Here is a 24860-nt window from a genome sequence, read left to right as displayed (position 1 = left end):
TTATTTGTTGAAAACTGTTTTTCCGTTAATAACAGTTCTTAGTACTTGTATGTCTTTTATCTTCTTCGGGTCTATCGTAAATATATCTTCTGAAAGCACTACAAAATCCGCGTATTTTTCCTTCTGTAATGAGCCTTTTGTCTTTTCTTCAAAACCTGCATACGCCGCATAAACAGTGAAAGACTTTATAGCTTCAAGTACGGAAAGTTTCTGATTCATATTTGGAATGCTGCTTAATGTAGTATCAAGTGGTTGCCTGTTCACAAGTAAGTGTATAAGCGCAATCGGGCTTATATAAGCGCTGTAAGGGAAATTCGTGCCCGCTGTTATGTATTTAGAACTTTGCAGTAACGAATTCCACATCCCGAGATTGTATCCATTAGATTCTGGCAGGTATTCTCCTATCGTTACAAGGTTATCAATAGTTACTTCCGGTCTTATTGATGGTATTACATCAAGCGTACCAAACCTGCTTATATCTGACGGCTGTACAAATTCCGTATATTCAAGTATAGTCCTCGTACCTTTTGGCTTTTTCTCATTCAGGACTTTTTCAATAATATTAAGGTTATTGTGAACTGCCTTATCTCCGACAGTCTTGATACAAAACTGAAACTCCTTCTCAATTGCTTTACGGAAATTGCTCTCAACTTCTTCGTCTGTGGCATATTGGAAAGTGCTTCTGATTTGCTCTTTGTAAGAATCTTTCATTGACGCTGCCTGTAGGTTTAGAGCACCGTCATAATCAATAGAAACAGAACGTACAGTTAACATATCCTTATAATCAACGAGTATTCCCCTCTTTAAATATTCCTCAAATGTATCATCTCCTACACTTAATACACCATAAACTTTTACATAAAATTTGTTGCTGTCAATTAGCTGTCTGAATATGTCTATCGAACTGCTGTTTATTGTCCTGTCGTGTATTTCTGTTATCCCGTATTTTGTGACTTCCTTCGTCGCAGTCTGAAGTAAATTGCTCAGGTCATCTTTTGATATTTCCGGAGATTTTTCCTTAACTATATTTACCGCAGAATCAAAAAGTAATCCTGTAATCTCGCCCTTTTCATTCTTCTCTATCTCACCGTCCCTCGGATTTGGTGTTAAATTTGTTATCTGTAGAAATTGCAAAAGTTTGCTGTTCGCCCATACCATATCACCCGTTATATTAACTATGTAAACATGATGATTAGGTGCGGCTTTGTCAAGTATGCTTTTATTAATAGATACTAAATCCTCTTCAGAAAAATTTAATTCGTTCAAACCATATCCTACTATCCAGCTTCCGTCGTTTCTTTTCTTCGCATTTTCTTCTACTATCTTTTGTACTTCTGCTATAGATTTTGCATTAGAAAAGTTTATGAATCCGAGATTCTTCGCAAACTCGACTATTGAACCCTCCATATCAATAAAACCCGGTAAAACCGTCTTACCAGCAAGGTCAATAGCTTCGTCAGATTTATACTTGTCTTTAATATTAGCACTCGTTCCCGTTTCAACTATCTTTCCCTCTCTTACTGCCATTGCTTCAAACTGGGAATTATTGTCATCAAGTGAGTATATTTTCCCGTTATAATAGACAGTTGTTGGTGATTGTGAACAGGAAGTAAACAATACTACTGCTAATAATATTAATATAGATTTTATGTATCTCATAATAATTTGATTTATTTACATTCTTTGTTTATCCTATTAACATAATAAATACTGCTTTCTTTTAAAATGCAATTTAAATCTTTTCTATATTTTACTGTTTATATGGTAAATAGCCCTTATTTCGGAAGTAATACTTAAAGTGGTATTGCTTTATTTATAATTTGTTAATATCTTACATATATGAAGCAAAGTAATCTGTCAATGAAAGATAAGTTCACTATGAAAAAACTTTACTATTCCATCAGTGAAGTTGGAAAAATTACTGACCTGGAACAGTACGTTTTGAGGTATTGGGAAACCGAATTTGAGCTTTTAAAACCGGCAAAGAATCTTGCGGGGAATCGAATTTATACTAATAAAGATATTAAGCTCATTCTTTACATTAAAAGACTCTTAAAAGAAGAAAAATATACTATAGAAGGTGCGAAGAAACTGTTAAAGAACTATAACTTTAAGGAAGAATCAGCCCTTGCAAAGGGTTCTCCTAAACTCTCTGATTCTCATCCGAAAAGTAAACCTCAACCCTTCGTGAATAATCAGTCCAGAGAGTTGAGTCTGTTCAGTAATGAATCCGTTGATAACGATGATTTTGATTCCATTTCAGGTAAAGCACTTAAAAAAGACCTATACGAACTTAGAAACTTCTTGAAAGGACTTTTAGACGATTTAGATTAAGTTCTTTTTCAGTCCGCCTTATTTCTTTAGTTAATATTATTTATATTTCTCTTCTTTGTAATCATTAAGTCTTATTCAAACTTAATACAATATATGTCCGATAATAAAATAATTTTCTCAATGGTGGGAGTTTCAAAAACTTTCCCGCCTCATAAAACTGTCCTTAAGAATATCTATCTTTCTTTTTTCTACGGTGCCAAAATTGGCGTCATTGGTCTTAACGGCTCTGGTAAATCAACCCTCCTTAAAATCATCGCTGGTATCGAACAAAGCTTCGAAGGTGAGGTACATTTCACAAAAGAATACTCTGTCGGTCTTCTTCCTCAGGAGCCCGAACTCGATAATACAAAAACAGTCAAGGAAATCGTTCAGGAAGGTGTTCAGGAAATAGTTGATATTCTGAAAGAATACGAAGAGGTGAATAATAAATTTGCCGAACCAATGTCAGATGATGAGATGACAAAACTCATTGAACGGCAGGGTGAACTAACGGAACTTATCGAACATAAAAACGGATGGGAACTTGATGTAAAACTTGCACGTGCAATGGATGCTCTTCAATGCCCTGATGAAGATGCTCTCGTTGAAAATCTCAGCGGAGGCGAAAGAAGACGGGTTGCCCTGTGCAGACTTCTTCTTATGGAACCCGATATTCTTCTGCTTGATGAGCCGACTAACCACCTTGACGCTGAGTCAGTGCAGTGGCTCGAACTTCATCTCCAGAAATATAAAGGTACCGTTATTGCCGTTACTCACGATAGGTATTTCCTCGATAATGTTGCCGGCTGGATTCTTGAACTCGACCGCGGTGAGGGTATTCCGTGGGAAGGGAATTACTCTTCCTGGCTCGACCAGAAAGCAAAACGGCTCGAGATGGAACAAAAGTCCGAAAGTAAAAGACGTAAAACTCTTGAACGCGAACTTGAATGGGTGCGTATGTCCCCTAAAGCGCGGCATGCAAAGTCAAAAGCTCGTTTGCAGTCTTACGATAAACTCCTGAATGAAGATACTAAACAAAAAGAGGAAAAACTTGAAATATACATTCCAAACGGTCCGCGTCTGAGTAATAAAGTAATTGACGCAGTTAACGTAAAAAAAGCTTATGGCGATAAACTCCTTTACGAAAACCTGAATTTTTCTCTGCCCCCGGCTGGTATTGTCGGCGTTATCGGTCCTAACGGTGCTGGTAAAACCACTCTGTTTAGGATGATTCTCGGTACCGAAAAACCTGATGCAGGTAATTTTGAAGTCGGCGATACTGTTACTGTGGGTTATGTTGACCAAAGCCACGTTAACCTCAACCCCGAAGATACTGTCTGGAAAGCCATTTCCGAAGGTGCGGAAACAATTGAACTTGGAGGTAAACAGTATAACTCACGGGCTTATGTCGGAAGATTTAATTTCAACGGTGCTGATCAGGAAAAGCTTGTTAAAAACCTTTCAGGTGGCGAACGAAACAGACTTCATCTTGCTCTTACTCTTAAATCGCAAGCTAATGTTCTCCTTCTTGACGAGCCCTCTAACGATATAGATGTCAATACCCTCCGTGCTCTCGAAGAAGGTCTTGAAGACTTCGCTGGATGTGCAGTTGTTATCTCGCACGATAGATGGTTCCTCGATAGGATTTCTACTCATATACTCGCATTCGAGGGTGATTCGCAGGTGTATTTCTTTGAAGGCAGTTATTCTGAATATGAAGAAAACAAAAAGAAAAGACTCGGTGAAGTTACTCCTAAGAAATTTAAATATAAAAAACTTGTCGAATAGCATTAAAGATATTCTTTTTAATAAATCCACAACACTATTTAATGATGTTGTGGATTTTTTATATCCGAAAATCTGCATCGTTTCGGATTCAAGAATACCTGATGATAACTCTAACGATTTCGTAATTGACAGCATTCTTCAATCTTTTGAATTAATAAATGAAGATGAATTCTCATTTATGCGTTCCAAAATAAATGCTGATTTTTTCTTCTCAAAATATGCATTCAGACATGAAAGCGGTATCCAGTCATTAATCCATTACCTTAAATACAGAGGATTCACCAAAATTGGCACATTTCTCGGAAATATTATCGGTACGGAATTGAAGCTTCACTACACTGAAAAACTTAAAGAATACACTTACCTTCTGCCCGTACCTTTATATTCCGGCAAACTCCGTGAACGAGGTTTCAATCAAAGCATGTTCATCTGCAAGGGAATCGTTGAAGTTCTCCCGATGGAAATTCTGAATGAAAATATTATCCGCGTAAAAAATACAAAATCCCAGACAGGACTCTCATTCGAGGAAAGAATTGAAAATGTTAAGGATGCATTCGCCTTAAACCCAAAACTAAAAAACTCTGAACTCAATAACGGAATCCTCGTCGTCGATGATGTCATAACAACCGGCTCAACAATAAAAGAAGTAATCCGCCTCCTGAAACAAGAAACATCTGTATCAGTCGGTGCAGTTTCTATAGGTTTAGCTAAATAATCTCTATTTCTATCGCATTAATACATTTTGAAAAACTCTATAAAATCCAATTTAATACTTCTCCAAACTCTCCAACAGTCTATCAATATCATCTTCATTATTAAATAAATGCGGTGAAACTCTGAGATATCCCTCTCTTAGTGCAATATAGACTTTCTTTTCTTCAAGCTCTTTTTGTATCTCTGCATTCCTGCTTCTGTCTTTATGCGAAAAGATAAGTATATTCGACCTGTGCTGTTCTCTCATGTCAGACTCTACATAAAAATTCTTGCAACTGCCAATTCCATCAATGAACCTGTCAAGTATTTTTGTTATTTGCTTGAAAATATTCTCCGTACCAAGACTCAGGAATAAATCCATAGACGACTCCAGACCTATCATTCCAAGCGTATTCGGAGTTGAGTTTTCATAAGCGATTCCATCCTCTTTCAATTTGAATTTGTAATCCAGAAAGTTTGTGAAATCGAAATCAATACTCATTGTGCTTACGTATGTCGGGCTTACATGTTTCTTAATTGTTTTCTTTATGTATGCAAACCCTGTTCCCGCCGGCGACATCATCCACTTCTGCGACCCCGCTGCAAGAAAGTCTATGTCATGCTTCTTCACGTCCATAGGCACTGCACCGATACTCTGTATTGCATCAACAACAAACATTGTATTGTATTTATTCGTTATTTCTCTCAATGCATCAAGGTCATTCTTAAATCCCAGAAACTCTACCGTACTTATTGTAAGTACATCAATCTTATTTTCCGATAAAACTTTTTCAACATCGCTAAGTTTTATCTTTCCGTTTTTCGATGGTATTAAAAAGTTCTTTATTCCCCTTAACTTTTCTTGGTTCATCCACGCATATACAACCGCAGGGAACTCGGAATCAGCATACGCAGTATTTTTGCAGTCTTCTGTATTGATTCCGTTCGCAAATATATTAAGACCATGCGTCGTTGAAGATGTTAATATTATATCTTCAGGACCTGAATTAATCAATCTCGATATCTTCTCTTTTAATCTTATTGATATTTCATTGTGGAAAATGCTTAGATTGTAGTTCGTCTCCGTAAACTTATTTATAAAATCAAGAAGCCTTCTTCGTGTCTCTGTCGAATACGGTGCATAATGCGCCGAATCAAGATATACACAGCTTTTCGCCATCGGGAATAATTCTCTCGCTTCTTCAAAACTGTTTACAATCATTTCTTTTTCCTCTTCCCTTTCTTAACCTTTGGTTCTTCTAAATTGCTCGGATAATAATTTTTGTAGTTCTCATAATAAAATATTATATACTCAACATACTTGTACGGCTCCTGCCAGTTGTTTAGCGTTCCTCCCGGAGGCCTGCCTGTTTTTGGCCATACAAGTCTGTGTATTGAATCCTGATTAGATGCAAGATATGGATAAAAATCTTTTACATCAGACCATTTAGTGTAATCCTTCCCAAAATAATTTGCAATAGTCATCGCATCAACTACCCTACTGAGCCCCGCATTATAAGCCGCAAGAGCAAACTTATACTTGTCTTCTCCCGTAAATTCAAACGACCCGACAAGCGTTGCGTAGTAATACATTCCCGCAGTAAGATTATTAGTCGGAGTTTTTGTATCCTCAAGGTTCAACTCGTTCTGTAATCCCTGACCAGTCCTCGGCATTATTTGCATAAATCCGTATGCACCCGCCCGCGAAACCGCCTCAGGATTGAAGTACGACTCCTGCCTTATCATCGCTAATATCAATCTCCAGTCAAGTTTATAATGATTGCAGTGCTGCTTTATCAAATCACCGTATTGTTCAACAAGCGACGCCACGTTCCCCGGCGAAAAATACATGTTCTTCTTATCTATCGATTTTATTATCTTCTCATACTGATCAAGATTCCATGCCGTATCATTCATGATAAACGATTTGTTGTATGCAACTATATCAAGTATATATGACCAGTTAATCAAATAATTTTCTAGCTTTACTAATATATAACCAGAATTTAGTGAACTGCTTTTCTTCTGTGATGTGTCCTGCGTCGATGGGAAAAATGCATCATTGCTCTCTGTTGTAACCTTCTGCTTCTTCGGCTCAAATACATTCATTAATGCAATTCCAAGAATCGTCAGTAATAGAATTATTCCTAACCAAACTATATAATTTCTCTTTATATATTGATTTACCTTGTTGATATTATATGTACTTATACTTCTCCTTAAAATTAAATTAATTATTTCCCTCTTCATTATCAGTATAAAAACTATTCATAGTTTAAACTATTCCGCCGTTCATATTGTCTTACTCATGAACGATTTAAAACAGTTGATTATTAAATTTATTCTGTTTAATCTTGGATAATTAATAGATGACAATCTGGATAAAAGTGAACTAAATATTCAAAGTAGCGATAAGTTAATTATCGAAGAATTTTTAAACGGTAATTCGAACGCATTCAATCTAATCGTTCTTAAATATCAGAAACGTATTTACTGGACGGTTCGGAGAATGGTCATTGATCATGACGATGCAGACGACATAACGCAGAATGTTTTTATTAAACTGCATTCTGCTTTGAAAGACTTTCGGGGTGAATCGGCTTTGTTCACGTACTTGTACAAAATGGCTGTTAATTTTTCCCTGAATCATATTAAAAAAGTTAAAAACAAACATTTGAAAGAAACAGTGATAAATAACGATATGATTAATAACATCTCCGATGACGGAAATAATCCAACTGATTTCGACTCAGAAAGCAGGTCGAAACTTATTGCTGAAGCCGTTGCGGTTCTCCCTGACAGGCAAAGAGCCGTGTTTAACATGAGATTCTACGATGAACTTTCCTATGAAGAAATTAGCAAGATTCTAAATAAATCTGTCGGTGGTCTTAAAGCAAATTATTTTCATGCTTTTAAAAAGATTCAGTCGTTTCTTAATAATAAAAAAGTGAAAGGAGAAATTGACTAACAATGAGTAATGGTATTTCAAATAATGAAGAGCTTTTGTTTCATCTTCCCGACTATGTTACAGGTAAAATTACTGACGATAATCTTTTGCTCAGAATTCAGTCTGAAATAAACTCTAATCCTGAATTCAAAAAGGAGTATGAATCATTCACCGAAACATACTCAACAATAAAAGATTTGAAATTCAGTAGTCCTCCTGATCATTACTTTACTAACATGGTTCCGAAGATAAATGAAAAGATTGCAAACCAAAAGGAAAGCATGGGCATCTCAGGTTTCTTTAAGCTGTCATACCTTTACAAATACGCTCTTCCGGCAGTCTCGGTCATTCTCTTGATTGTAATCATTACGTTCTCAAACAAAAACAATAAAGATGAATCCATGTTTTCGAGGTACGGCGATACTATTAGCGATATCATGAAATTTGATTCTGAATCATCATATGAATCTATTGATGATGAAAACGATATCGCTCTGGAATCAGCCGAAGACGATGAGTTTTCAGAATCCGGAGACGCTTCTGAATTAATTGCTATCGAAAATGCTAACATCTTGGAATTATACGATGAGAATGGTGATTCGGATGAGGAGTTGTTTTACTATTCGGATTTTGAAACACTTTCACACATTGAACAAATTGAATTAATAAATACACTTTCGGAAACTAAATTCTAAAAACTTAAAATAATCATGGAAAAAACAAAAATCTTAATTCTCACAATCGTCCTGACTCTTTTTGTAGGTTCAAGTTTATTCGCTCAAAAAGATACAACAGGTGCGAGAGAAAAACTCAACAAAGTTCTTAAAGAAAAACTAATCGAAAAAGTCGGTCTTTCAGAATCAACAGCAGATAAGGTAATGGAAATATCCGCTGAACATCGTAAAGAAATAAAAGATTTGAAAAAGCAGATTAAAACCCTTAAAAAGGAAATCTCTGATAATCCTGAAAGCTCTGACGTAAGTTCCAAACTCGATGAACTCTCAGCTCTTCAGGATAAAGTTCATAAGAGCCGTCAGGATATGCAAACTAAAATGAAAGCTCTGCTTACACCTACTCAAATCGCTGAAACTATGGCATTCCAAAAAGAAGTCAAAAAGTTCATGAAGAAAGAAATCAAGAAAACAAAGAAATCTAAAAAAGACAAAGAAAATCGTAAATACGATAATCGTTAAAATCTCAGCATAATTTAATAAAAAATCAGAGCATTGCTGCCCTCCGCAATGCTCTGATTTTATTTTCTGTCTTCCCTGCTGCACCAGTAATCCGGAATCTAAATTCAAAATCTGAAATTCTTCTCTTCAACCTTCTTATAGCAAATCTCTTTTACCTCCTTTTATCTTATCCAAAATTCTTTTAACAAATATTTTATTTACAAGAATTGAAAAATTTATCTTGACATTTATAAAAAATATCACTATATTAAAAATGTAACATATATTAATAATATGGTCTATATTTGGTACAGTAATTAGCCCTAATCCTTATATCAATAGACTTAAATATATGTTAATACAGCATTCCTAATAAATCTCCAATAAAAGTACGATTAAAGTCCGATAATAGTACAATTATAGTACTTATACTTTCCGTATTAGTCTCGTATTAAGCTCGAATTTCAGCCGTATTAGTTTATACCAAACATATTCCACATAACCAATATGTAACTTCAGCCAATCAATGACATTGTTCATTATGTAACTTCAGCCAATCAATGACATTATTCATTTTGAATGAGTTCTTATCCTATTATGAAATATCCTCAGTACTGACGTATTACATAATCTGAGTCGAAGACTCTCCGCTTGTTTGTATATTGCTCATTTTTACATAGAAAGCCCTTTTTGTCCAAACGTAAATTTTGGTTCTCCAAAATCTCCATATCATCATTGAATTTACCTCATTTTTTGAGTATTTTTAATGTTTATTAATTTTTAATGGTATAATGTATAAGAATTTGCCCGATAATTTTTCGTTGCCTGATTTAGCTGATGAAATGCTTAATTTCTGGGCTGAAGATAAGACTTTTGAAAAAAGTGTCAGCTCTAAAAATCCGGAAAAGCATTTTACTTTTTACGAGGGTCCTCCAACAGCAAACGGACTACCTGGTATTCACCATGTTATTGCCAGAACTGTAAAAGACATTATCTGCAGATATAAAACCATGCAGGGTTATCGAGTAAATCGTAAAGCTGGCTGGGATACTCACGGTCTGCCCGTCGAAGTTGAGGTTGAAAAGGAACTTGGTCTTAAGTCTCGTCACGATATTTATGAATTCGGTGCTATTAATTTTAATGCGGAATGTAAAAAGTCTATATTCAAATATCTCTCCCAATGGGAAATCCTAACAAAGCAAATGGCTTACTGGATTAACCTCGACGATGCTTACGTAACGTTTCACAACGAATATATTGAATCCGTCTGGTGGGCTCTTAAAAAATTCTTCGATGCAGGTCTTATGGTTAAGGGTTTTAAGATCCTCCCATTCTGCCCTATTTGCGAATCACCTCTTTCTTCGCATGAAGTCGCACAGGGTTATGTTGACCTGAAAGACCCGTCCGTTTATATTAAGTTTAAAATTAAATCTGAAGAATATAAAGATGCCGAGTTCCTCGTCTGGACGACTACTCCATGGACTCTGCCGTCTAACGTTGCTCTTTGCGTTAACCCTGAATCAGATTATGTATTAATAAAAACTGTTAAGGATGAGAATCTCATTCTTTCCGAATCGCGTTTATCAGCTGTAAAAGACGAATATGAAATAATTAAAAAACTTAAAGGCAAAGAACTCGAACACATCGAATACGAACCCTTGTTCAACTTCTTTAAGCTTGAAAAGAAAGCTTATTATGTTACTCTCGGTGACTTCGTAACACTCGATGATGGTACCGGTATAGTTCATATCGCTCCGGCTTATGGTGAGGACGATTATACTATAGGTCAGAAGTATGACCTTCCTGTCCTTCAGGCAGTTCATCGCGACGGTCTATTTAGGAAAGAAGCAGGTAAATATGCAGGCAGAAACTTCAAAGAGTCCGACCCTGACTTAATACTCGACCTGAAAGCCGATGGAAGACTTTACAAGAAGGAAATGTTCACTCACTCATACCCTCACTGCTGGAGACACAAAGTGCCGCTTATGTATTATGCTACGGATTCTTGGTTTATTCGCACTACTACTTATAAAGATAAAATGATTGAGTTAAACAAGCAGATAAACTGGAATCCGACTGAGTTTGGCACCGGACGTTTCGGTAACTGGCTTGAAGAAAACAAAGATTGGGCAATATCACGAAATAGATTCTGGGGAACTCCCCTGCCCGTCTGGTATTACATAGATGATAATGGCAAAGAAGTTTATGAATGTATAGGCAGCATTAAAGAACTCAAAAAGAAAGCATCGAATTTTGATGAGGTCTATAAAGATATTCCCTTCGACCTCCATAAACCATACATTGACAGTATAAAACTTATTTCAGATACTGGCAAGGAAATGAAACGCGTAACGGAAGTAATAGACTGCTGGTTCGATAGCGGCTCTATGCCTTTTGCTCAGATCCATTATCCTTTTGAAAACAAAGAATGGTTCGAACAAAACTATCCTGCTGATTTTATCGCGGAAGGTGTTGACCAGACTCGCGGTTGGTTTTACTCACTGCATGCAATTGGCACATTCCTTTTCGATAAACCCGCTTACAAGAACCTGATAGTTAACGGTCTCATTCTCGATAAGTTCGGTAAGAAAATGAGTAAGTCTCTTGGCAATGCTGTTAACCCGTTTGACATGATGGAAAAGCACGGTGCTGACGTTCTTCGTTGGTATCTTGTCGGGAATACTCCAATCTGGAAATCAAAGAACTTCAACGAAGATGAAATGACTGATACGAAGAATAAGTTCTTTGATACTCTAACAAACACTTATAAGTTTTTTGTTCTTTATTCAAACATGAGTGGTTTTGATTATGCAAAATCCGAAAAGGTAGAAATAAACAATCGTCAGGAAATTGACAAATGGATTATATCGAAACTCAATTCTCTCAAAAAGAAATATTTCGAGAATCTCGAAGGTTATGAAATTACTAAAGCCGCAAGATATATTTATGATTTCACCATTGATGAGCTTTCGAATTGGTACGTAAGAAGAAACCGCAAAAGGTTTAGATACCCTGAAAATGAAAACGATAAGAACTCAGCTTATCAGACTTTGTTTGAATGTCTTGTTGAAATCATTAAAATGATAGCTCCAATTTCTCCGTTTATTTCTGAGAAGCTTTACACAAATCTAATGCCTGAAGCAGGCTCTGTACATCTAAGCGAATTTACTGACTTTGATGCCAAAGCTATAAATACAGAACTTGAACAGCAGATGTCTCTCGCTCAGAACATAGTATATCTCGTTAGAGCTGTAAGAGTGAAGAATAATCTCAAAGTGCGTCAGCCGTTAAAGCAGCTTCTCGTTCCTGTTCTCAGCACTGATGAAAAGAAAAGACTCAATAACGTTAAAGATATTATCCTCGAGGAAATTAACGTTAAGGAACTTGTTATTCTCGAAGGCGATTCTGATATTATAGTCAAGAAGGCAAAACCGAACTTTAAGTCTATCGGACCTAAATTCGGAAAAGACGTTAAAAAAGTTCAGCAATTAATTTTATCGCTTAATAAGTCGGAAATCTCTGAACTTGAAAAAACAGGTCAGGTTTCAAAGGAAGGTTTTACTTTCACTAATGAAGATATTGACCTGTTCACCCAAAATATTGAAGGTTGGATTGTTGAATCCAGCGGTGGTATAACAATCGCCCTTGATACAAAGCTCGACTCAGCGCTACGCGAAGAAGGTCTCGTTAGAGAATTTATAAGCCGGGTTCAGAACTATAGAAAGAATAATAATTTTGACGTTAACGATAAAATTAGGATTTTTATTAAAGCAGACGATAACTTTTCTTCATTATTTAAAAAGAACATTGAATTTATCTCCAAAGAAGTCGGTTGTATTGATATTACAGATAAAATTATGTCTGAAAAAGAGTATATCAAAACAGATATAAATGATGTATATTGCGACTTTTACATCGAAAAAGTATAATTATAATTTATTTACATAAAGGGGTATTAATATGGCAAAGAAAACTAAGAAAATATCAGCCAAAAAACCTGCAGCAAAGAAGAAGGCTGTAGCTAAAAAACCTGCGGCAAAGAAGAAAGTTGTAGTTAAAAAACCTGCGGCTAAAAAGATAATTGCAGCTAAAAAACCTGTTGCAAAGAAAATTGTAAAGAAAGTAGTATCAAAAGTACCTGCTGCAAAAACAAAGACTAAAAAGGTTGTTTCTAAAAAAGTATCCGGTAAAGTAGATGTTATTAAAACCAAAAGAATTAAAGTTTTTAATAATAAAAACAACAAGAAGAGATACTCGGGAAGAGACCTTTTACACTTTAAAAACATTCTTCTTGAAGAAAAAGCTAAAATTATAGCCAGTGCTCGCGCTAACATGAAAACTCTTGTTGATAGTGAATCGGGTGAATACGTCGGCGACGATTTATCCTATGCATCACACATGGCAGAACAGGGTACAGACGAAATGGAAAGAGAAAAGAACTATATGTTTGTTCAGAGAGACGAAAAATATCTCGGTCACATAGAAGAGGCTCTTACAAGAATTGATCAAGGTACTTACGGTGTTTGTGCTGATTGTATAGATGAGCCAAAAAACTTGTGCAAGACCTGTCCCTTGATACCAAAGGAAAGGCTTGAGATTGTCCCGATTACTCAACACTGTATCGAATGTAAAAATTATAGGAGCTGATTTTTAATTGAGAGTCCTTTACATTTCTCTGATTGTCGTTATTATTGACCAGCTTTCAAAACTGAAAGTTAAAGGTATTAAAATACCCTCACTCGGTATTAATGTTGAAGGTATGACACTCGGTTCAAGCATCAATCTTATTGGAGATTTCTTTAAATTGACTTTCATTGAAAACCCCGGTATGGCTTTCGGGATAGAATTCGGAGGTAAGCTGACTCTGTCAATTTTTACTCTTATTGCCACATTTTTGATAATTTATTTTATTTATAAGAATAAGAATGAAGGTTTCTACTTCAGAGCTTCATTGGCTTTCATTCTCGGTGGAGCTGTCGGTAACCTTATAGACAGACTCTTCTACGGAGTAATTTTCGGTTATGCACCTATATTTTACGGTAAGGTAGTTGATTTTTTCCATTTTAATATCCCTGATTTTAATCTCCTTGGTAAAACTTTCTATTCATGGCCAATATTTAATGTAGCAGATATTTCTGTTACAATCGGATTCTTGATGGTCCTTTTTGGATATTCTAAAATTTTCGATAAAAAAAGTGCCGATGAATCTACCGGCACTCTAAGTTCTGAAGATAATCCTGTTATTAATACAGATAATCAAATCGATTCATCATCAGTGAATCAGCTTACTATCGAATCCGCACACAATAGTGAGAAGCAAATAAACTGATTCTTTTATAAACATCTCTGTCTTTACTCATGATGATTTAAATTTCAAAAGAATAACTATCTTCCTAAACCGTCAAGATATTCCTTCTTCTTAAGTAATTCTTCTTCAGTCTCAATATGATTCGGGTCAGGTACGCAGCAATCAACCGGACATACTGCAGCACACTGCGGTTCATCATGAAATCCTTTGCATTCTGTACATTTATCTGGTACTATGTAGAAGAAATCAGTAGAGAAAAATCCTTTTGCTCCCGATGGTGCATCATGTCCGTCTCCGAATTCTTTTCCTGCTAAAGCCCAGCTCGCACCTCCTTCGTAAATCGCAGTATTAGGGCATTCCGGCTCGCAAGCTCCGCAATTTATGCATTCTGATGTTATTACTATTGCCATTTTAAATCTCCTTAATTATTTAAATTAATTTTAATTTTCACATTAAATCTGCAATTGTAAATTACAGTATTTTTAGTTCATATTCCATTAATAAAATAAAGAACATTTTTGTCCGATTTTACCATATTTCGTTAAAACCACTTAAATCAGCACAAAATCAAAGGAATTGAATCGCTTTATGAATATTATTTGTTCATAGAATATGTTAAATTATTGATTACATTAAAAATAAACGTATTATGTTAAAGATATTATCAAAATTTTTTCCAAGTAAACACGAAAAAGATATTAAATTAGTGATGCCGTTGGTTGATGAAATTAATAGGTATTACGCTGAATATAATTCCCTCTCTGATGATGAACTCCGGGCAAAAACTCAGGAACTTAAAGATAGAATTAAAGCCGAAGTTAAAGAACTTGAAGAAAGAATTAATGAATTAAAGGAAAAACTTAAGACAGACCTCGAGCATGAAGAAAGATATGGGATTTACGATGAACTCGATCAACTGAATAAAGATTATTATGAAACAATTAAGGCAACGCTTGACGAAATACTCCCCGAAGCGTTCGCCGTAGTTAAAGATACATGCCGCAGACTTGTTGACAAAGAATGGGAAGCTGCTGGCACTAAAGTGAAATGGAACATGATTCCATTCGATGTACAGCTTATTGGCGGTATTGTACTTCATCAGGGAAAAATTTCGGAAATGGCAACTGGCGAAGGTAAAACACTAGTGGCTACTCTGCCTCTTTTTCTTAACGCACTCGCAGGCAAAGGTGTTCACCTCGTTACTGTTAACGATTACCTTGCAAAACGAGATAGCGAGTGGATGGGTGAGATTTTCAAGTTTCATGGATTGACAGTAGGTGTTATTCTTAACGACCTTAGTTCCGAAACGAGAAGAAAAATGTACAATTGCGATATCACGTATGGAACAAATAATGAGTTTGGATTCGACTACCTGAGAGATAATATGGTTGTGGATGTAAACCATCTCGTTCAGCGTGAGCATTTCTATGCAATTGTTGACGAAGTTGACTCAGTGCTTATTGATGAAGCAAGAACTCCACTGATTATTTCTGGACCAGTTGATGCTCCTACACATAAGTTTGATGAGATGAATGTTCGAATCAAACGTCTCGTCGATGCACAGAAGAACCTAGTTACCTCACTGACCGGTGAGTGTGAAAGAATTCTATCTGAAGGTAATCCTACCCCGGAACAACTTGAACGTGTTGGACTTTTACTTTTAAGGTCTAACCATGGTTTCCCAAAACACAAGAAACTGCAAAAACTCCTATCAGACCCGAGCAATAAAAAGTTGATGATTGAAACAGATAACTTCTATAACAGGGATAAAGCGCGGGATATGCACCTTGTTGACGATGAACTCTTCTTTGTTATTGAGGAAAAATCCCATGTTACAGACTTAACAGAAAAAGGTCGTGAGTATCTTGCCCCGTCAACTCAGGAGAAAGACTTCTTTACTCTTCCTGACCTCGGCTCTGAGATTGCTCTACTTGAAAATGATGAATCGTTATCCTTAGAAGATAGAGAAGCAAAGCGTGAATTACTTTATAAAGTTTATGCCGAAAGAAGTGACAGGCTGCATACGGTTCAGCAGCTTTTAAAAGCCTACGGTCTTTATGAAAAAGATGTTGAATACGTTATTCAGGACGGAAAGATAATGATTGTTGATGAGTTTACAGGTCGTATTCTATCCGGTAGAAGATATTCAGAAGGATTGCATCAGGCTATTGAGGCTAAAGAAGGCGTTAAAGTTGAAAAGGATACGCAAACTCTCGCTACTGTTACCCTGCAAAACTATTTCAGACTTTACAAAAAACTTGCTGGTATGACGGGTACTGCTGAAACAGAAGCTACTGAGTTCTTTGAAATATATAAGCTTGACGTTGTTGTCGTCCCGACTAATGTTGAATGTATCAGAGACGACCAAAATGATTATATTTATAGAACAAAACGTGAAAAATATAACGCTGTCATTGATGAGATTGATGAAATGAGAAAGAATAAAAGACCTGTGCTCGTTGGTACTACTAGCGTAGAAGTTTCTGAAACAATTTCAAGACTTTTAAAAAGAAGAAGTATTCCCCATGAAGTACTTAATGCAAAACAGCACCAACGTGAAGCACAAATTGTTGCAAATGCTGGCTTACCGGGAGCTGTTACTATAGCCACTAACATGGCAGGTAGAGGTACGGATATTAAACTTGGTCCTGGTGTCGCTGAAGCTGGGGGACTACATATTATGGGTACTGAACGCCATGAATCTCGACGTATTGATAGACAATTGAGAGGACGTGCTGGACGTCAAGGTGACCCCGGTTCATCCAAGTTTTTCCTTTCCCTTGAAGATGACCTAATGAGACTCTTTGGAAGTGAAAGAATTGCTAACGTGATGCAGAGACTCGGTATTGAAGACGGACAGGCAATCGAACATAAAATGATAACTAATTCAGTTGAACGAGCTCAGAAGAAAGTAGAGGAAAACAACTTTGCCATTAGAAAGAGACTACTCGAATACGATAACGTAATGAACCAACAGAGAGAAGTTATCTACGAACGCAGAAGACAGGCTCTTATGGGAGAAAGACTTAAAGACGAGCTTTTTGAAATGGTTGAAAAAAATGTTGACAAGATTGTCGCATCTTATTTCCCTGAATCAGATCTTCAAGGTCTTGTTGATGAAGTGCAAAGAACTTTCCTTGTAAGACTTGACCTTACTCCGGAAAAATTCCAGCAGCTCGGTGAGAAAGGAGTCCATGATTTAATAATTAGCGAATCTAAAGCATTCTATAAGAGAAAAGAAGATAGATACGGTACTGAACTTATGGGTAAAATCGAAAGATTTGCCATGCTCACGATTATCGATGATAAATGGAAAGAACACCTTCGCGAAATGGACGACCTTAAAGAAGGTATTAATTTCCGTGCTTATGGTCAGAAAGACCCACTCGTTGAATATAAGATGGATGGATTCAAACTGTTTGAGGAAATGCTAAACTCTATTGCTATTGATACGATTAACTTCATATTTAAGTTTACTATTCAGACTCAGGAAGAATCACAAATACCGGGACCAAAATCAGTTAATACTTCAAGACTTCAGACACGTCATGATACATCAGACGGAATGGGATACTCTGCAAATCTTGACCCCGTAGAAAATGAAGCAGCCAGAACAGGTAAACATCAACCTGTTCATGTAGGTGAAAAAATAGGCAGAAATGATCCTTGTCCTTGCGGAAGTGGTAAGAAATACAAGAACTGCCATGGTAAGGCATGATGAAATTCTCTGAAACAACTATAGATCTTATTCTTGATATTAAGGAGTATTCAGGCGGAATACTTAAAAACGAATTTGAACTTTCCGCTCTGATTGAACAAACATTCTCTAAACATGGTGATAAATCATTTCACGATATAATATTTAAAGCAAAATTTCTTAAAGGTCTTTCAAAGGTTATGTCTGTGAGCATTGAGCAAAAAGAAAATTACGATAGATTAATTTCTGAATATTCGTCCGAACTTAAAAACCTTACAGAACTAATTCTCAATGGATTAAACAATTCCAATCCAATTATTATAAATTCTTTTAAGAGTAAGTTTTTCGACTTAACACCTGATTGTCTTCTGAATTTGAATCTACTGATTGAAGATTTGTCTGTATGTAAAGACTACTTTAACGACATTAAAAATAATCAGTGAAACTTATGTTTCACTAACTTCATTTCTTCGTGAAGATTATTTGCCTGCATCATAAATATCTCAATTTTCGACTGAGTTATCTGAGGAAAAGCACTCCCGTCAGTCTCAATGTGAAGATATGGTAAATTCTGAACAGATTCTGGATAGCCATTTCTTTGCAGCTTCCCAAACCTGTATTTACCCTCTAAAGTCATTTCTTTACTAAGTATTCCTTCTGCAAGTCTACTTGGGATACAATTGAATGGACCTATGGTGATTATACCGCATGATTGATCTAATATTTCCCTTAATGACAATCCCACAGTTAGAATTGTTTCTCCAATAAGTCTCTCTGAAATAAGTTCGTTTCCGTAATCGATTGTTCTCTCGACATCTATCATTTCTGGTGAACTTAGATTTGATTTTGATAGTATCTTCTTTACCCTTTTTTCTATCCTTTTCTGTATTTTTTCCTTTATGAATAGTGCTATTTTTTCCTTTGGAGTAAAGGCTTTAACTATGTTATTTCTTTGAAGATAGTTGGTGTAATATACATATTCGGTTATTGGTGCAGTTCTTACAAGGAAACCGTTCTCATTAAGTACTTTTATCAAATCAAGTCTTGAATATTCTTCTCTCCTCACATAGATTTCGCCTACAAGGGAGACGATTTTAGTATCATTGTAATTTGTCTTTAGTTTAAGCTCTGATAATGTGACCGCCAACTCCTCTAAACGATTATAAATTACCCCATTTTTACCAGATTCCAGTGCATTAAGAACCAGTTTCCAATTTTCTTTAATTATTCTCAATCCTTCTTCTTTATTAACAGCAATAACATTTATTGCATTTTCAATATCATGAACTATATCTGCAATCATAAGACCGGTCCACTGTCTTATAAAGAAATCATTTCCAAAATCGCTGAATGATGATTCGTCGTCCATCGAAATTACACCCGAATTTTTTATATCTGAAGTCTGAAGTATATCTTTTAATCGTGTATGATACTGTCCTTGCCGGCAGGGACCATATCCGTGTGGCATAAAGAATAATGTCTTTAAGTTTGAATCTTTCTTATTATTTAAATATTCCAGCAAAGAACCTGTTGTAAGTAAAAATGGAAGACATTCCTTGCATGTCGCAACACCCCTACCGTGTTTTAGTGTCTCAAAAGTCGGTACTGGAAGGGGCTTGCTTTTTATACCCATAGAACGGAAAACAGCTGCAAAAGCTTCTGTACTGTACCTCCCCATCGATGGGATTAATACCTCCACGTCATCAGATTGTATAGGGAACTTATTTCCCTTAAAATCTTCTACAAAAATCTCTTTACTCTTGCTTATAACTTTTAGTGATTCATAACCATATTCTTCATCTGATTTTGTATCTTTATTCAGAATAATGTAATTCCTTATAATATCTAGTGCCGCTTCAATTCTTGTTTCAACACCTACATCCGCAGTATGACTATCAAGCTCGAGTGTAAGTGATGGTTTCGACCCCATTATTTTTCTGAAATAAGGAATAATAAATGAATCAGGTCCGCAAGAGAAATTTGTTATAAAAACACCGAAGAGTTGTTTATGATCTTTTACAAATCTTGCAGCAGAGAGAATTTCATTACCGCTAAACCAGTACATGTTCTCATATGATGACTTCTCCTCATAAGGCAGGAAATCATAAGGAATAATCTTGTAGCCGTGCGACGCTATCTTATGGGGTATGTTTAGATTCACTTCCTTCGCAAATGCATTATATGGTCTTCCAAACAGTACCAGGGCTATTTCTTCAGGATTGCTTTCAATTTCCTTTAATACTTCTTTTCCAATCGACTTGAAATCCCTTTTCATGCTTTCAAAACTCTCCGCGGCAAAATCGAAACTAACATCAAAACTTTTCATATCTGCACCAAGATCAATAAACATACTTGCGAACGTTCCCCTGGTCTTTTCAATTCCTTTCGAGAAATCAAGTACAGGTGACAGTATAACTGCACCGTTATCTCTCTCAATCTCATCCCTGAATGTGGATTTTAGGAAATAAGCCTCCCCCTGTACAAACACACACATTCTGTTGTATTCAAACTTATCACGTCCCTCCATTTGACTGATGTGCGGCAGGAATATATAATCAACATTCTTAGAAATAAGATTCTGAAAAAATCCATGGGATAACTCAACAGGAAAACAATAAGAACTTCTAATCTTATCCGAACCGTCTTTATCTACATTATCCGATAAAACCACATTATACCCAAGCATAGTAAATAAATTATAGTAAAAAGGAAACAATGTATTTGTAAGTAGACTTTTTGAAATACCTATTCTTTTACCGGTATAATTTTCTTCAACAAGATATTTGCTAAAAACAGCATCCTGCCTACTTTTTACTACGTTATTCTTTTCGGTATCAGATGTAATATTCCTTCTCTCATTATAATATTTACTGCATGCACCCCCAAACGGATATTTTCTGCCGTTTATTTCTACAATATTAATCGAACATTTTAAATCACACTTTTCCTTACCTCCTGCACATGTAAATCTGTTTGAATAATTGAACTCTCTATTGATTAATTCGTCTAACTTGAAATTCTGTTCATTATAAAGTCCTAGTTTTATTCGGCTCTTTATTTCAAGAGCGACTCCAAAGGCTCCCATGAGTCCGGGCTCAGGAGGCACAATTATTTCCTTACCGGTTAAAAGAGACATTGCATAAGGAACTGCTTTGTTATAACACACCCCACCCTGCATAAACACTTTATTACCAACTGGTCTGTTGCCTTTTACCCTGTTAACATAATTTAGACAAATTGAGTAGACAAGCCCTGCTACAATATCTTCACTGTTAGCACCTTCATGTCCAGCATTTTTAATATCACTCGATATAAATGCAGCGCATTGATCGTTGAAATTCAATGGATTCTTTGCTTTGAATGCTATATCAGCAATTTCAGTATAGTTAATATTCAGAGATTCTTTTGCTGCTTCTTCGAGGAACGAACCGGTTCCGGCAGAGCATGCTTCGTTCATAGCATAATCACTCGCTACTCCGTTAGTCAAATGTGTGTATTTTGCATCCTGTCCACCTATCTCAAAAATTGTATCCACTTCTTTGTCAAAGTGTGCAGCGGCTACAGCATGAGCAATAATCTCATTTACGTCTCCGTCTGTAGTTGCATGCAACGCAGCAATATGCCTACCTGAACCGGTAACACCCAATCCAATAATCTTAACTTTTGCATCATACTGTTTACAGATTTCCTTGTAACATTCTATTGATGCTTTCACTGGATTACCGTTAGTCCTAAGATATATTGAAGCGAGTAAAGCATTGCTATTTCTGTTTATTAATACAGCTTTCGTCGTTGTCGAACCAACATCAAGACCAAGAATACACTCATCACCGTCCTTTGCGGTTGACCTCTCAAGAGATTTGAATTCCACTGAAGCTTCTGGACTTTTCAGTGGCTTATGGAAAGAGAATTGGTGTTGATAATCTTTGAATACTTTACTCGAATCAAAAGGTCGATGTACTTCAAGTCCTTCAATAGCAGCACCGAGAGCCTCAATGTAAGAGGACTGCTCTATGATGAATGTATCTGGATACTCTTTCTTAATAAAATCATATACAGATTTATTTTTTGAAACCCCTCCTATTAGCAAAACTTTTTTGTACTTTTGCTTCGCTAAAAGCTCAACTGTCTTGTCTGCAATCATTTTACCGAGTCCTGAAACAACATTAGGCATCGGGACACCTTTATTTAGAGCATGTGTGCAGTCACTCTTACAGAATACACTGCATCGTCCGGAAACGCTGTATGGATTCTTGTTGTCGGATATACTGACCGCTTCATCTACTGATATATTCATTCGGCTTATCTGCTGAAGAAAGAATTCGCCTGTCCCTGATGCACATTTATTGCCTGTCATCACATTCTCCAACGTACCTCTTTCATTGACGCAATATACCATAAAATTCTCTGCACCAAGACTTGCAATCGCCATCTTTTCGCCTGTATGGCCTAAATACTTCAAAGAATTCTCTATTGCTTTAGGTTCAGGTATTACATAGGCATTTATAAGATTTTTAAATTTCCTTCCTGTAACAACAACAGAGTACCTGTCATAATTATTTTCTTCAAAGAACTTCTTCAATAATGCTTTTGGATTTCCTTCGTGTGAATATTGTTTTAGGGATATAATCTTTCCGCAGATATCTCTTGCCATTTTAACGAAAGATATTGTTGATGCACCAATGCAAATCCCTAATGACAATATTTCCTTTTCAATTTTCATTTATAATTTTATAATTGCCTCCATGCATTTCTTGCCACTTAATACAGCACTCTCAATAGTCGATGGCAAACCTGTGTTAGTCCAGTCCCCTGAAATAAATAAATTTTTTATATTACAGACAGTATTTAATCTGCTTTTCATAGAATTTGTTTCTGGAAGAAAAGTAGCTCTTTTCTCTCTGTAATATTTTATTCTCTTAAAATGGATATCTCTGAATTCAGGGAAATAATCTCTGATTTCTCGTTCAACCCTAATACAAACATCATCTTTGCTTAATTGCCCAAAACCCCTTACTGTATACTCAGGTGCACTTATTGTTACTGAGATGTAATTCTCCTTGAAGAATACCCAGTGCATCAATCCACCAAGGATACCAACCATACCGAAATAGTATTTATGTTTTATATTTACAGGCATTTTATCAGGAACTAAAAATATTGATAATATCGACGCAGGTTTCATTACTACATAACTGTTAAAGTATTCATCAAATACACCCTTACTGAATATTTGTCTGAAACTATGAAAAGGTACTGCCGATACATACAGATCTGATTTAATAATCTCGCCGTTATCAAGAATACATTCAGTAATTCTGCCATCTATTACCCTAATCTCTTTTACTGTTGAATTGTAGCTTATATTAATTTTATTCTTTGAATATTCTATAAACGGATTTGCTATCATGTTGTCAAGATAATCATTTGGAATAATTAATGTATTTGCAGCAGGATCATCAAAAGCAGTTGCAAGCACATTATAAAATAATTCTGCATCAACGTATTCAGGCGAAGTATTAAAAACTGCAAAAACGAATGGTTCCCAAAAGTACTTAATTAGATTGTCAGTTTGTTTAAGATAATCAAGAAGCCAGCCAAGTTTCTTATCTTTTATTTTTTTCGGGAAATCTATTTCAATCAGTTCACGCAACCGCAGAAGACTCAGCTTATCCTTAAAGTTTAAGGGTTGATAATTCATAAATCCTTTAGCCGCTGCAACGAATGGATTATCACCTTTCGCTATAAACTCAAAATCATTTCCTTCTCTATCCCTGAAATAAACATGAAGATTCTGATGAAGTGATAGGTCGGGAATATGATTTAACTTATCAAATAAGTTGAATGTATTCTTATACCATCCTGCAAGTATATGCTGACCATTATCGAATCTCATTCCGGTCTCTGCATCATCGAAGCTGAAGGTTCTTCCTCCAAGCTTTGATTTTGATTCGTAAAGACTTACTTCATAACCTGCATCGTGAAGAAAAACAGCTGATGAAATACCCGCTAAACCGCCTCCTAATATTGTTACACTTTTTGACATCTATATTTTATTGTAGCCCTATTTTATATAACAATTTGTATTTTATAAAAATCATAAACGCTGATACAAATTTATTAATTTTTGATATCCTGATATCGTTGTCGAATATATTATAATTTACAGATTTTATCTTTTTGTGTAGTTTATAATAAATGTTCTTCATTATTATCGCGGCAATCATATTCGATTTATCTGCCCTTTTTAAAAATGTATCAGCTTTTAAATAACACTCATTTGCTCTATTGTGTTGAAATTCCATCAGTTTAATAAATTTCTCATTATAAACATAATTCAATAATTCTTGATCAGTATAATCATATTTCCTCATATCTTCCAAAGGAAGATAAATCCTGTTATTAACAGCATCCTTTTTTATATCTCTGATAATATTAGTTAGCTGTAATGCAACACCGAGATATTCGGCATACTTTTTAATATCCTGATTCTTGTATCCAAAAATCTCAATACTCATCAAACCTACACTTGAAGCTACACAATAGCAGTATTTGTACAATTCATCGAACGATTCATATCTGTTCTTTTTAATATCCATTTCCATTCCTTCAATAAGATCAAAGAAGGGCTTATGAGGAATCATAAAGGTATTAATTTGCTTCCTGAGATGGTTAAAGAATTCATCATTTGAATTGTTATTCAGTGAATTATTAAGCCGATCTTTCCATTTTTTAATACTTGCTGATTTTTCTTCGCGTGTCATACTTTCATTATCAACAATATCATCCGTCATTCGGCAAAATGCATAAATTACTCTCAGTCCTTCCTGCTTAGTCTTATTCAGAAAAAAAGAAGAATAAAAGAAGTTTGTCTTACTCTTCTTCATTATGGTCTGAACATCGGTATGTGATGTATTTTCTTTCACAAATGAAATAAACAAT

At 35.6% G+C, this 24860-nt stretch carries 18 protein-coding genes; 11 read left to right on the top strand and 7 right to left on the bottom strand.

Going from position 1 to position 24860, the window contains the following annotated elements; all coding sequences use genetic code 11:
- Positions 1–1659 carry an amidohydrolase gene (locus tag WC644_03585; GenBank protein ID MFA5011016.1) on the bottom strand — a complete coding sequence of 553 codons (1659 nt, stop codon included), beginning with the start codon at positions 1657–1659 and terminating at the stop codon, positions 1–3.
- Positions 1660–1878: 219 nt separating this feature from the next.
- Between WC644_03585 and WC644_03580 the strand changes: the two genes are divergently transcribed.
- The 3 genes from WC644_03580 (at position 1879) to WC644_03570 (ending at position 4816) form a co-directional block, all read left to right on the top strand.
- On the top strand, positions 1879–2334 hold the full coding sequence (locus WC644_03580; protein ID MFA5011015.1) for a MerR family transcriptional regulator: 456 nt from the start codon (positions 1879–1881) through the stop codon (positions 2332–2334).
- 93 nt (positions 2335–2427) lie between these two features.
- Entirely contained in the window at positions 2428–4101 is a 1674-nt protein-coding gene (gene ettA / locus WC644_03575; GenBank protein ID MFA5011014.1) for an energy-dependent translational throttle protein EttA, read from the top strand.
- The gene (locus WC644_03570) at positions 4091–4816 is read left to right on the top strand and encodes a phosphoribosyltransferase family protein (protein MFA5011013.1); all 726 of its coding nucleotides are present in this window, start codon (positions 4091–4093) and stop codon (positions 4814–4816) included. Before ettA ends, WC644_03570 begins: the two co-directional genes overlap by 11 nt.
- 51 nt (positions 4817–4867) lie before the next feature.
- Here WC644_03570 and WC644_03565 read toward each other — a convergent pair whose 3' ends face one another.
- Both WC644_03565 and WC644_03560 read right to left on the bottom strand, forming a co-directional pair.
- Positions 4868–6016 (bottom strand): aminotransferase class V-fold PLP-dependent enzyme, encoded by a 1149-nt coding sequence (locus WC644_03565; GenBank protein ID MFA5011012.1) that lies wholly within the window; start codon positions 6014–6016, stop codon positions 4868–4870.
- Positions 6013–7044 carry a transglycosylase SLT domain-containing protein gene (locus tag WC644_03560; protein MFA5011011.1) on the bottom strand — a complete coding sequence of 344 codons (1032 nt, stop codon included), beginning with the start codon at positions 7042–7044 and terminating at the stop codon, positions 6013–6015. The genes WC644_03565 and WC644_03560 overlap by 4 nt, the downstream gene beginning before the upstream one ends.
- Positions 7045–7159: 115 nt before the next feature.
- Here WC644_03560 and WC644_03555 point away from each other — a divergent pair, with 115 nt between their 5' ends.
- The 6 genes from WC644_03555 (at position 7160) to WC644_03530 (ending at position 14242) form a co-directional block, all read left to right on the top strand.
- Positions 7160–7762 (top strand): sigma-70 family RNA polymerase sigma factor, encoded by a 603-nt coding sequence (locus WC644_03555; protein MFA5011010.1) that lies wholly within the window; start codon positions 7160–7162, stop codon positions 7760–7762.
- Positions 7763–7764: 2 nt separating this feature from the next.
- Positions 7765–8436 carry a hypothetical protein gene (locus tag WC644_03550; protein ID MFA5011009.1) on the top strand — a complete coding sequence of 224 codons (672 nt, stop codon included), beginning with the start codon at positions 7765–7767 and terminating at the stop codon, positions 8434–8436.
- Positions 8437–8451: 15 nt separating this feature from the next.
- Positions 8452–8934, top strand: coding sequence for a hypothetical protein (locus tag WC644_03545; GenBank protein MFA5011008.1), 483 nt, complete (start codon positions 8452–8454; stop codon positions 8932–8934).
- Between the two features lie 770 nt (positions 8935–9704).
- Entirely contained in the window at positions 9705–12842 is a 3138-nt protein-coding gene (gene ileS, locus WC644_03540; GenBank protein ID MFA5011007.1) for an isoleucine--tRNA ligase, read from the top strand.
- Between the two features lie 31 nt (positions 12843–12873).
- The gene (locus tag WC644_03535) at positions 12874–13560 is read left to right on the top strand and encodes a conjugal transfer protein TraR (GenBank protein ID MFA5011006.1); all 687 of its coding nucleotides are present in this window, start codon (positions 12874–12876) and stop codon (positions 13558–13560) included.
- A gap of 7 nt (positions 13561–13567) precedes the next feature.
- Positions 13568–14242: a signal peptidase II gene (locus tag WC644_03530; GenBank protein ID MFA5011005.1), complete on the top strand. Its 675-nt coding sequence runs from the start codon at positions 13568–13570 to the stop codon at positions 14240–14242.
- A 56-nt stretch (positions 14243–14298) separates the two neighbouring features.
- Here WC644_03530 and WC644_03525 read toward each other — a convergent pair whose 3' ends face one another.
- Positions 14299–14631 (bottom strand): 4Fe-4S dicluster domain-containing protein, encoded by a 333-nt coding sequence (locus tag WC644_03525; protein ID MFA5011004.1) that lies wholly within the window; start codon positions 14629–14631, stop codon positions 14299–14301.
- Between the two features lie 239 nt (positions 14632–14870).
- Between WC644_03525 and secA the strand changes: the two genes are divergently transcribed.
- Together secA and WC644_03515 are read left to right on the top strand one after the other, a co-directional pair.
- The gene (gene secA, locus WC644_03520; protein MFA5011003.1) at positions 14871–17939 is read left to right on the top strand and encodes a preprotein translocase subunit SecA; all 3069 of its coding nucleotides are present in this window, start codon (positions 14871–14873) and stop codon (positions 17937–17939) included.
- Positions 17936–18361: a hypothetical protein gene (locus WC644_03515; GenBank protein ID MFA5011002.1), complete on the top strand. Its 426-nt coding sequence runs from the start codon at positions 17936–17938 to the stop codon at positions 18359–18361. The genes secA and WC644_03515 overlap by 4 nt, the downstream gene beginning before the upstream one ends.
- Here the strand turns inward: WC644_03515 and WC644_03510 are convergent.
- The 3 genes from WC644_03510 to WC644_03500 are packed head-to-tail and all read right to left on the bottom strand — an operon-like array spanning position 18355 to position 24844.
- A complete protein-coding gene (locus tag WC644_03510; GenBank protein ID MFA5011001.1) occupies positions 18355–22641 on the bottom strand; it encodes an acyl-CoA dehydratase activase in 4287 nt (1428 codons plus the stop codon). The two genes, WC644_03515 and WC644_03510, sit on opposite strands and share 7 nt — an antisense overlap.
- Positions 22642–23964, bottom strand: a complete 1323-nt coding sequence (locus WC644_03505; GenBank protein MFA5011000.1) for an FAD-dependent oxidoreductase — start codon at positions 23962–23964, stop codon at positions 22642–22644.
- A gap of 7 nt (positions 23965–23971) precedes the next feature.
- Positions 23972–24844: a phytoene/squalene synthase family protein gene (locus WC644_03500; GenBank protein MFA5010999.1), complete on the bottom strand. Its 873-nt coding sequence runs from the start codon at positions 24842–24844 to the stop codon at positions 23972–23974.
- Between the last annotated feature and the right edge of the window lie 16 nt (positions 24845–24860).

Source organism: Ignavibacteria bacterium, assembly GCA_041649015.1.
GTDB lineage: Bacteria > Bacteroidota > Ignavibacteria > Tepidaquicellales > Tepidaquicellaceae > CAIKZJ01.
The sequence above is the reverse complement of the archived record's forward strand: the minus strand, read 5'-3'. Positions and strand labels throughout refer to the sequence as shown.

Bases quoted from the DNA above. Each gene is read 5' to 3' on its own strand.
- WC644_03580 (MFA5011015.1), top strand. From the start codon at position 1,879: ATGAAAAAACTTTACTATTCCATCAGTGAAGTTGGAAAAATTACTGAC.
- WC644_03585 (MFA5011016.1), bottom strand. From the start codon at position 1,659: ATGAGATACATAAAATCTATATTAATATTATTAGCAGTAGTATTGTTT.
- WC644_03510 (MFA5011001.1), bottom strand. From the start codon at position 22,641: ATGAAAATTGAAAAGGAAATATTGTCATTAGGGATTTGCATTGGTGCA.
- WC644_03535 (MFA5011006.1), top strand. From the start codon at position 12,874: ATGGCAAAGAAAACTAAGAAAATATCAGCCAAAAAACCTGCAGCAAAG.
- WC644_03560 (MFA5011011.1), bottom strand. From the start codon at position 7,044: ATGAAGAGGGAAATAATTAATTTAATTTTAAGGAGAAGTATAAGTACA.
- secA (MFA5011003.1), top strand. From the start codon at position 14,871: ATGTTAAAGATATTATCAAAATTTTTTCCAAGTAAACACGAAAAAGAT.
- WC644_03505 (MFA5011000.1), bottom strand. From the start codon at position 23,964: ATGTCAAAAAGTGTAACAATATTAGGAGGCGGTTTAGCGGGTATTTCA.
- WC644_03545 (MFA5011008.1), top strand. From the start codon at position 8,452: ATGGAAAAAACAAAAATCTTAATTCTCACAATCGTCCTGACTCTTTTT.
- ileS (MFA5011007.1), top strand. From the start codon at position 9,705: ATGTATAAGAATTTGCCCGATAATTTTTCGTTGCCTGATTTAGCTGAT.
- WC644_03550 (MFA5011009.1), top strand. From the start codon at position 7,765: ATGAGTAATGGTATTTCAAATAATGAAGAGCTTTTGTTTCATCTTCCC.
- WC644_03525 (MFA5011004.1), bottom strand. From the start codon at position 14,631: ATGGCAATAGTAATAACATCAGAATGCATAAATTGCGGAGCTTGCGAG.
- ettA (MFA5011014.1), top strand. From the start codon at position 2,428: ATGTCCGATAATAAAATAATTTTCTCAATGGTGGGAGTTTCAAAAACT.
- WC644_03565 (MFA5011012.1), bottom strand. From the start codon at position 6,016: ATGATTGTAAACAGTTTTGAAGAAGCGAGAGAATTATTCCCGATGGCG.
- WC644_03515 (MFA5011002.1), top strand. From the start codon at position 17,936: ATGATGAAATTCTCTGAAACAACTATAGATCTTATTCTTGATATTAAG.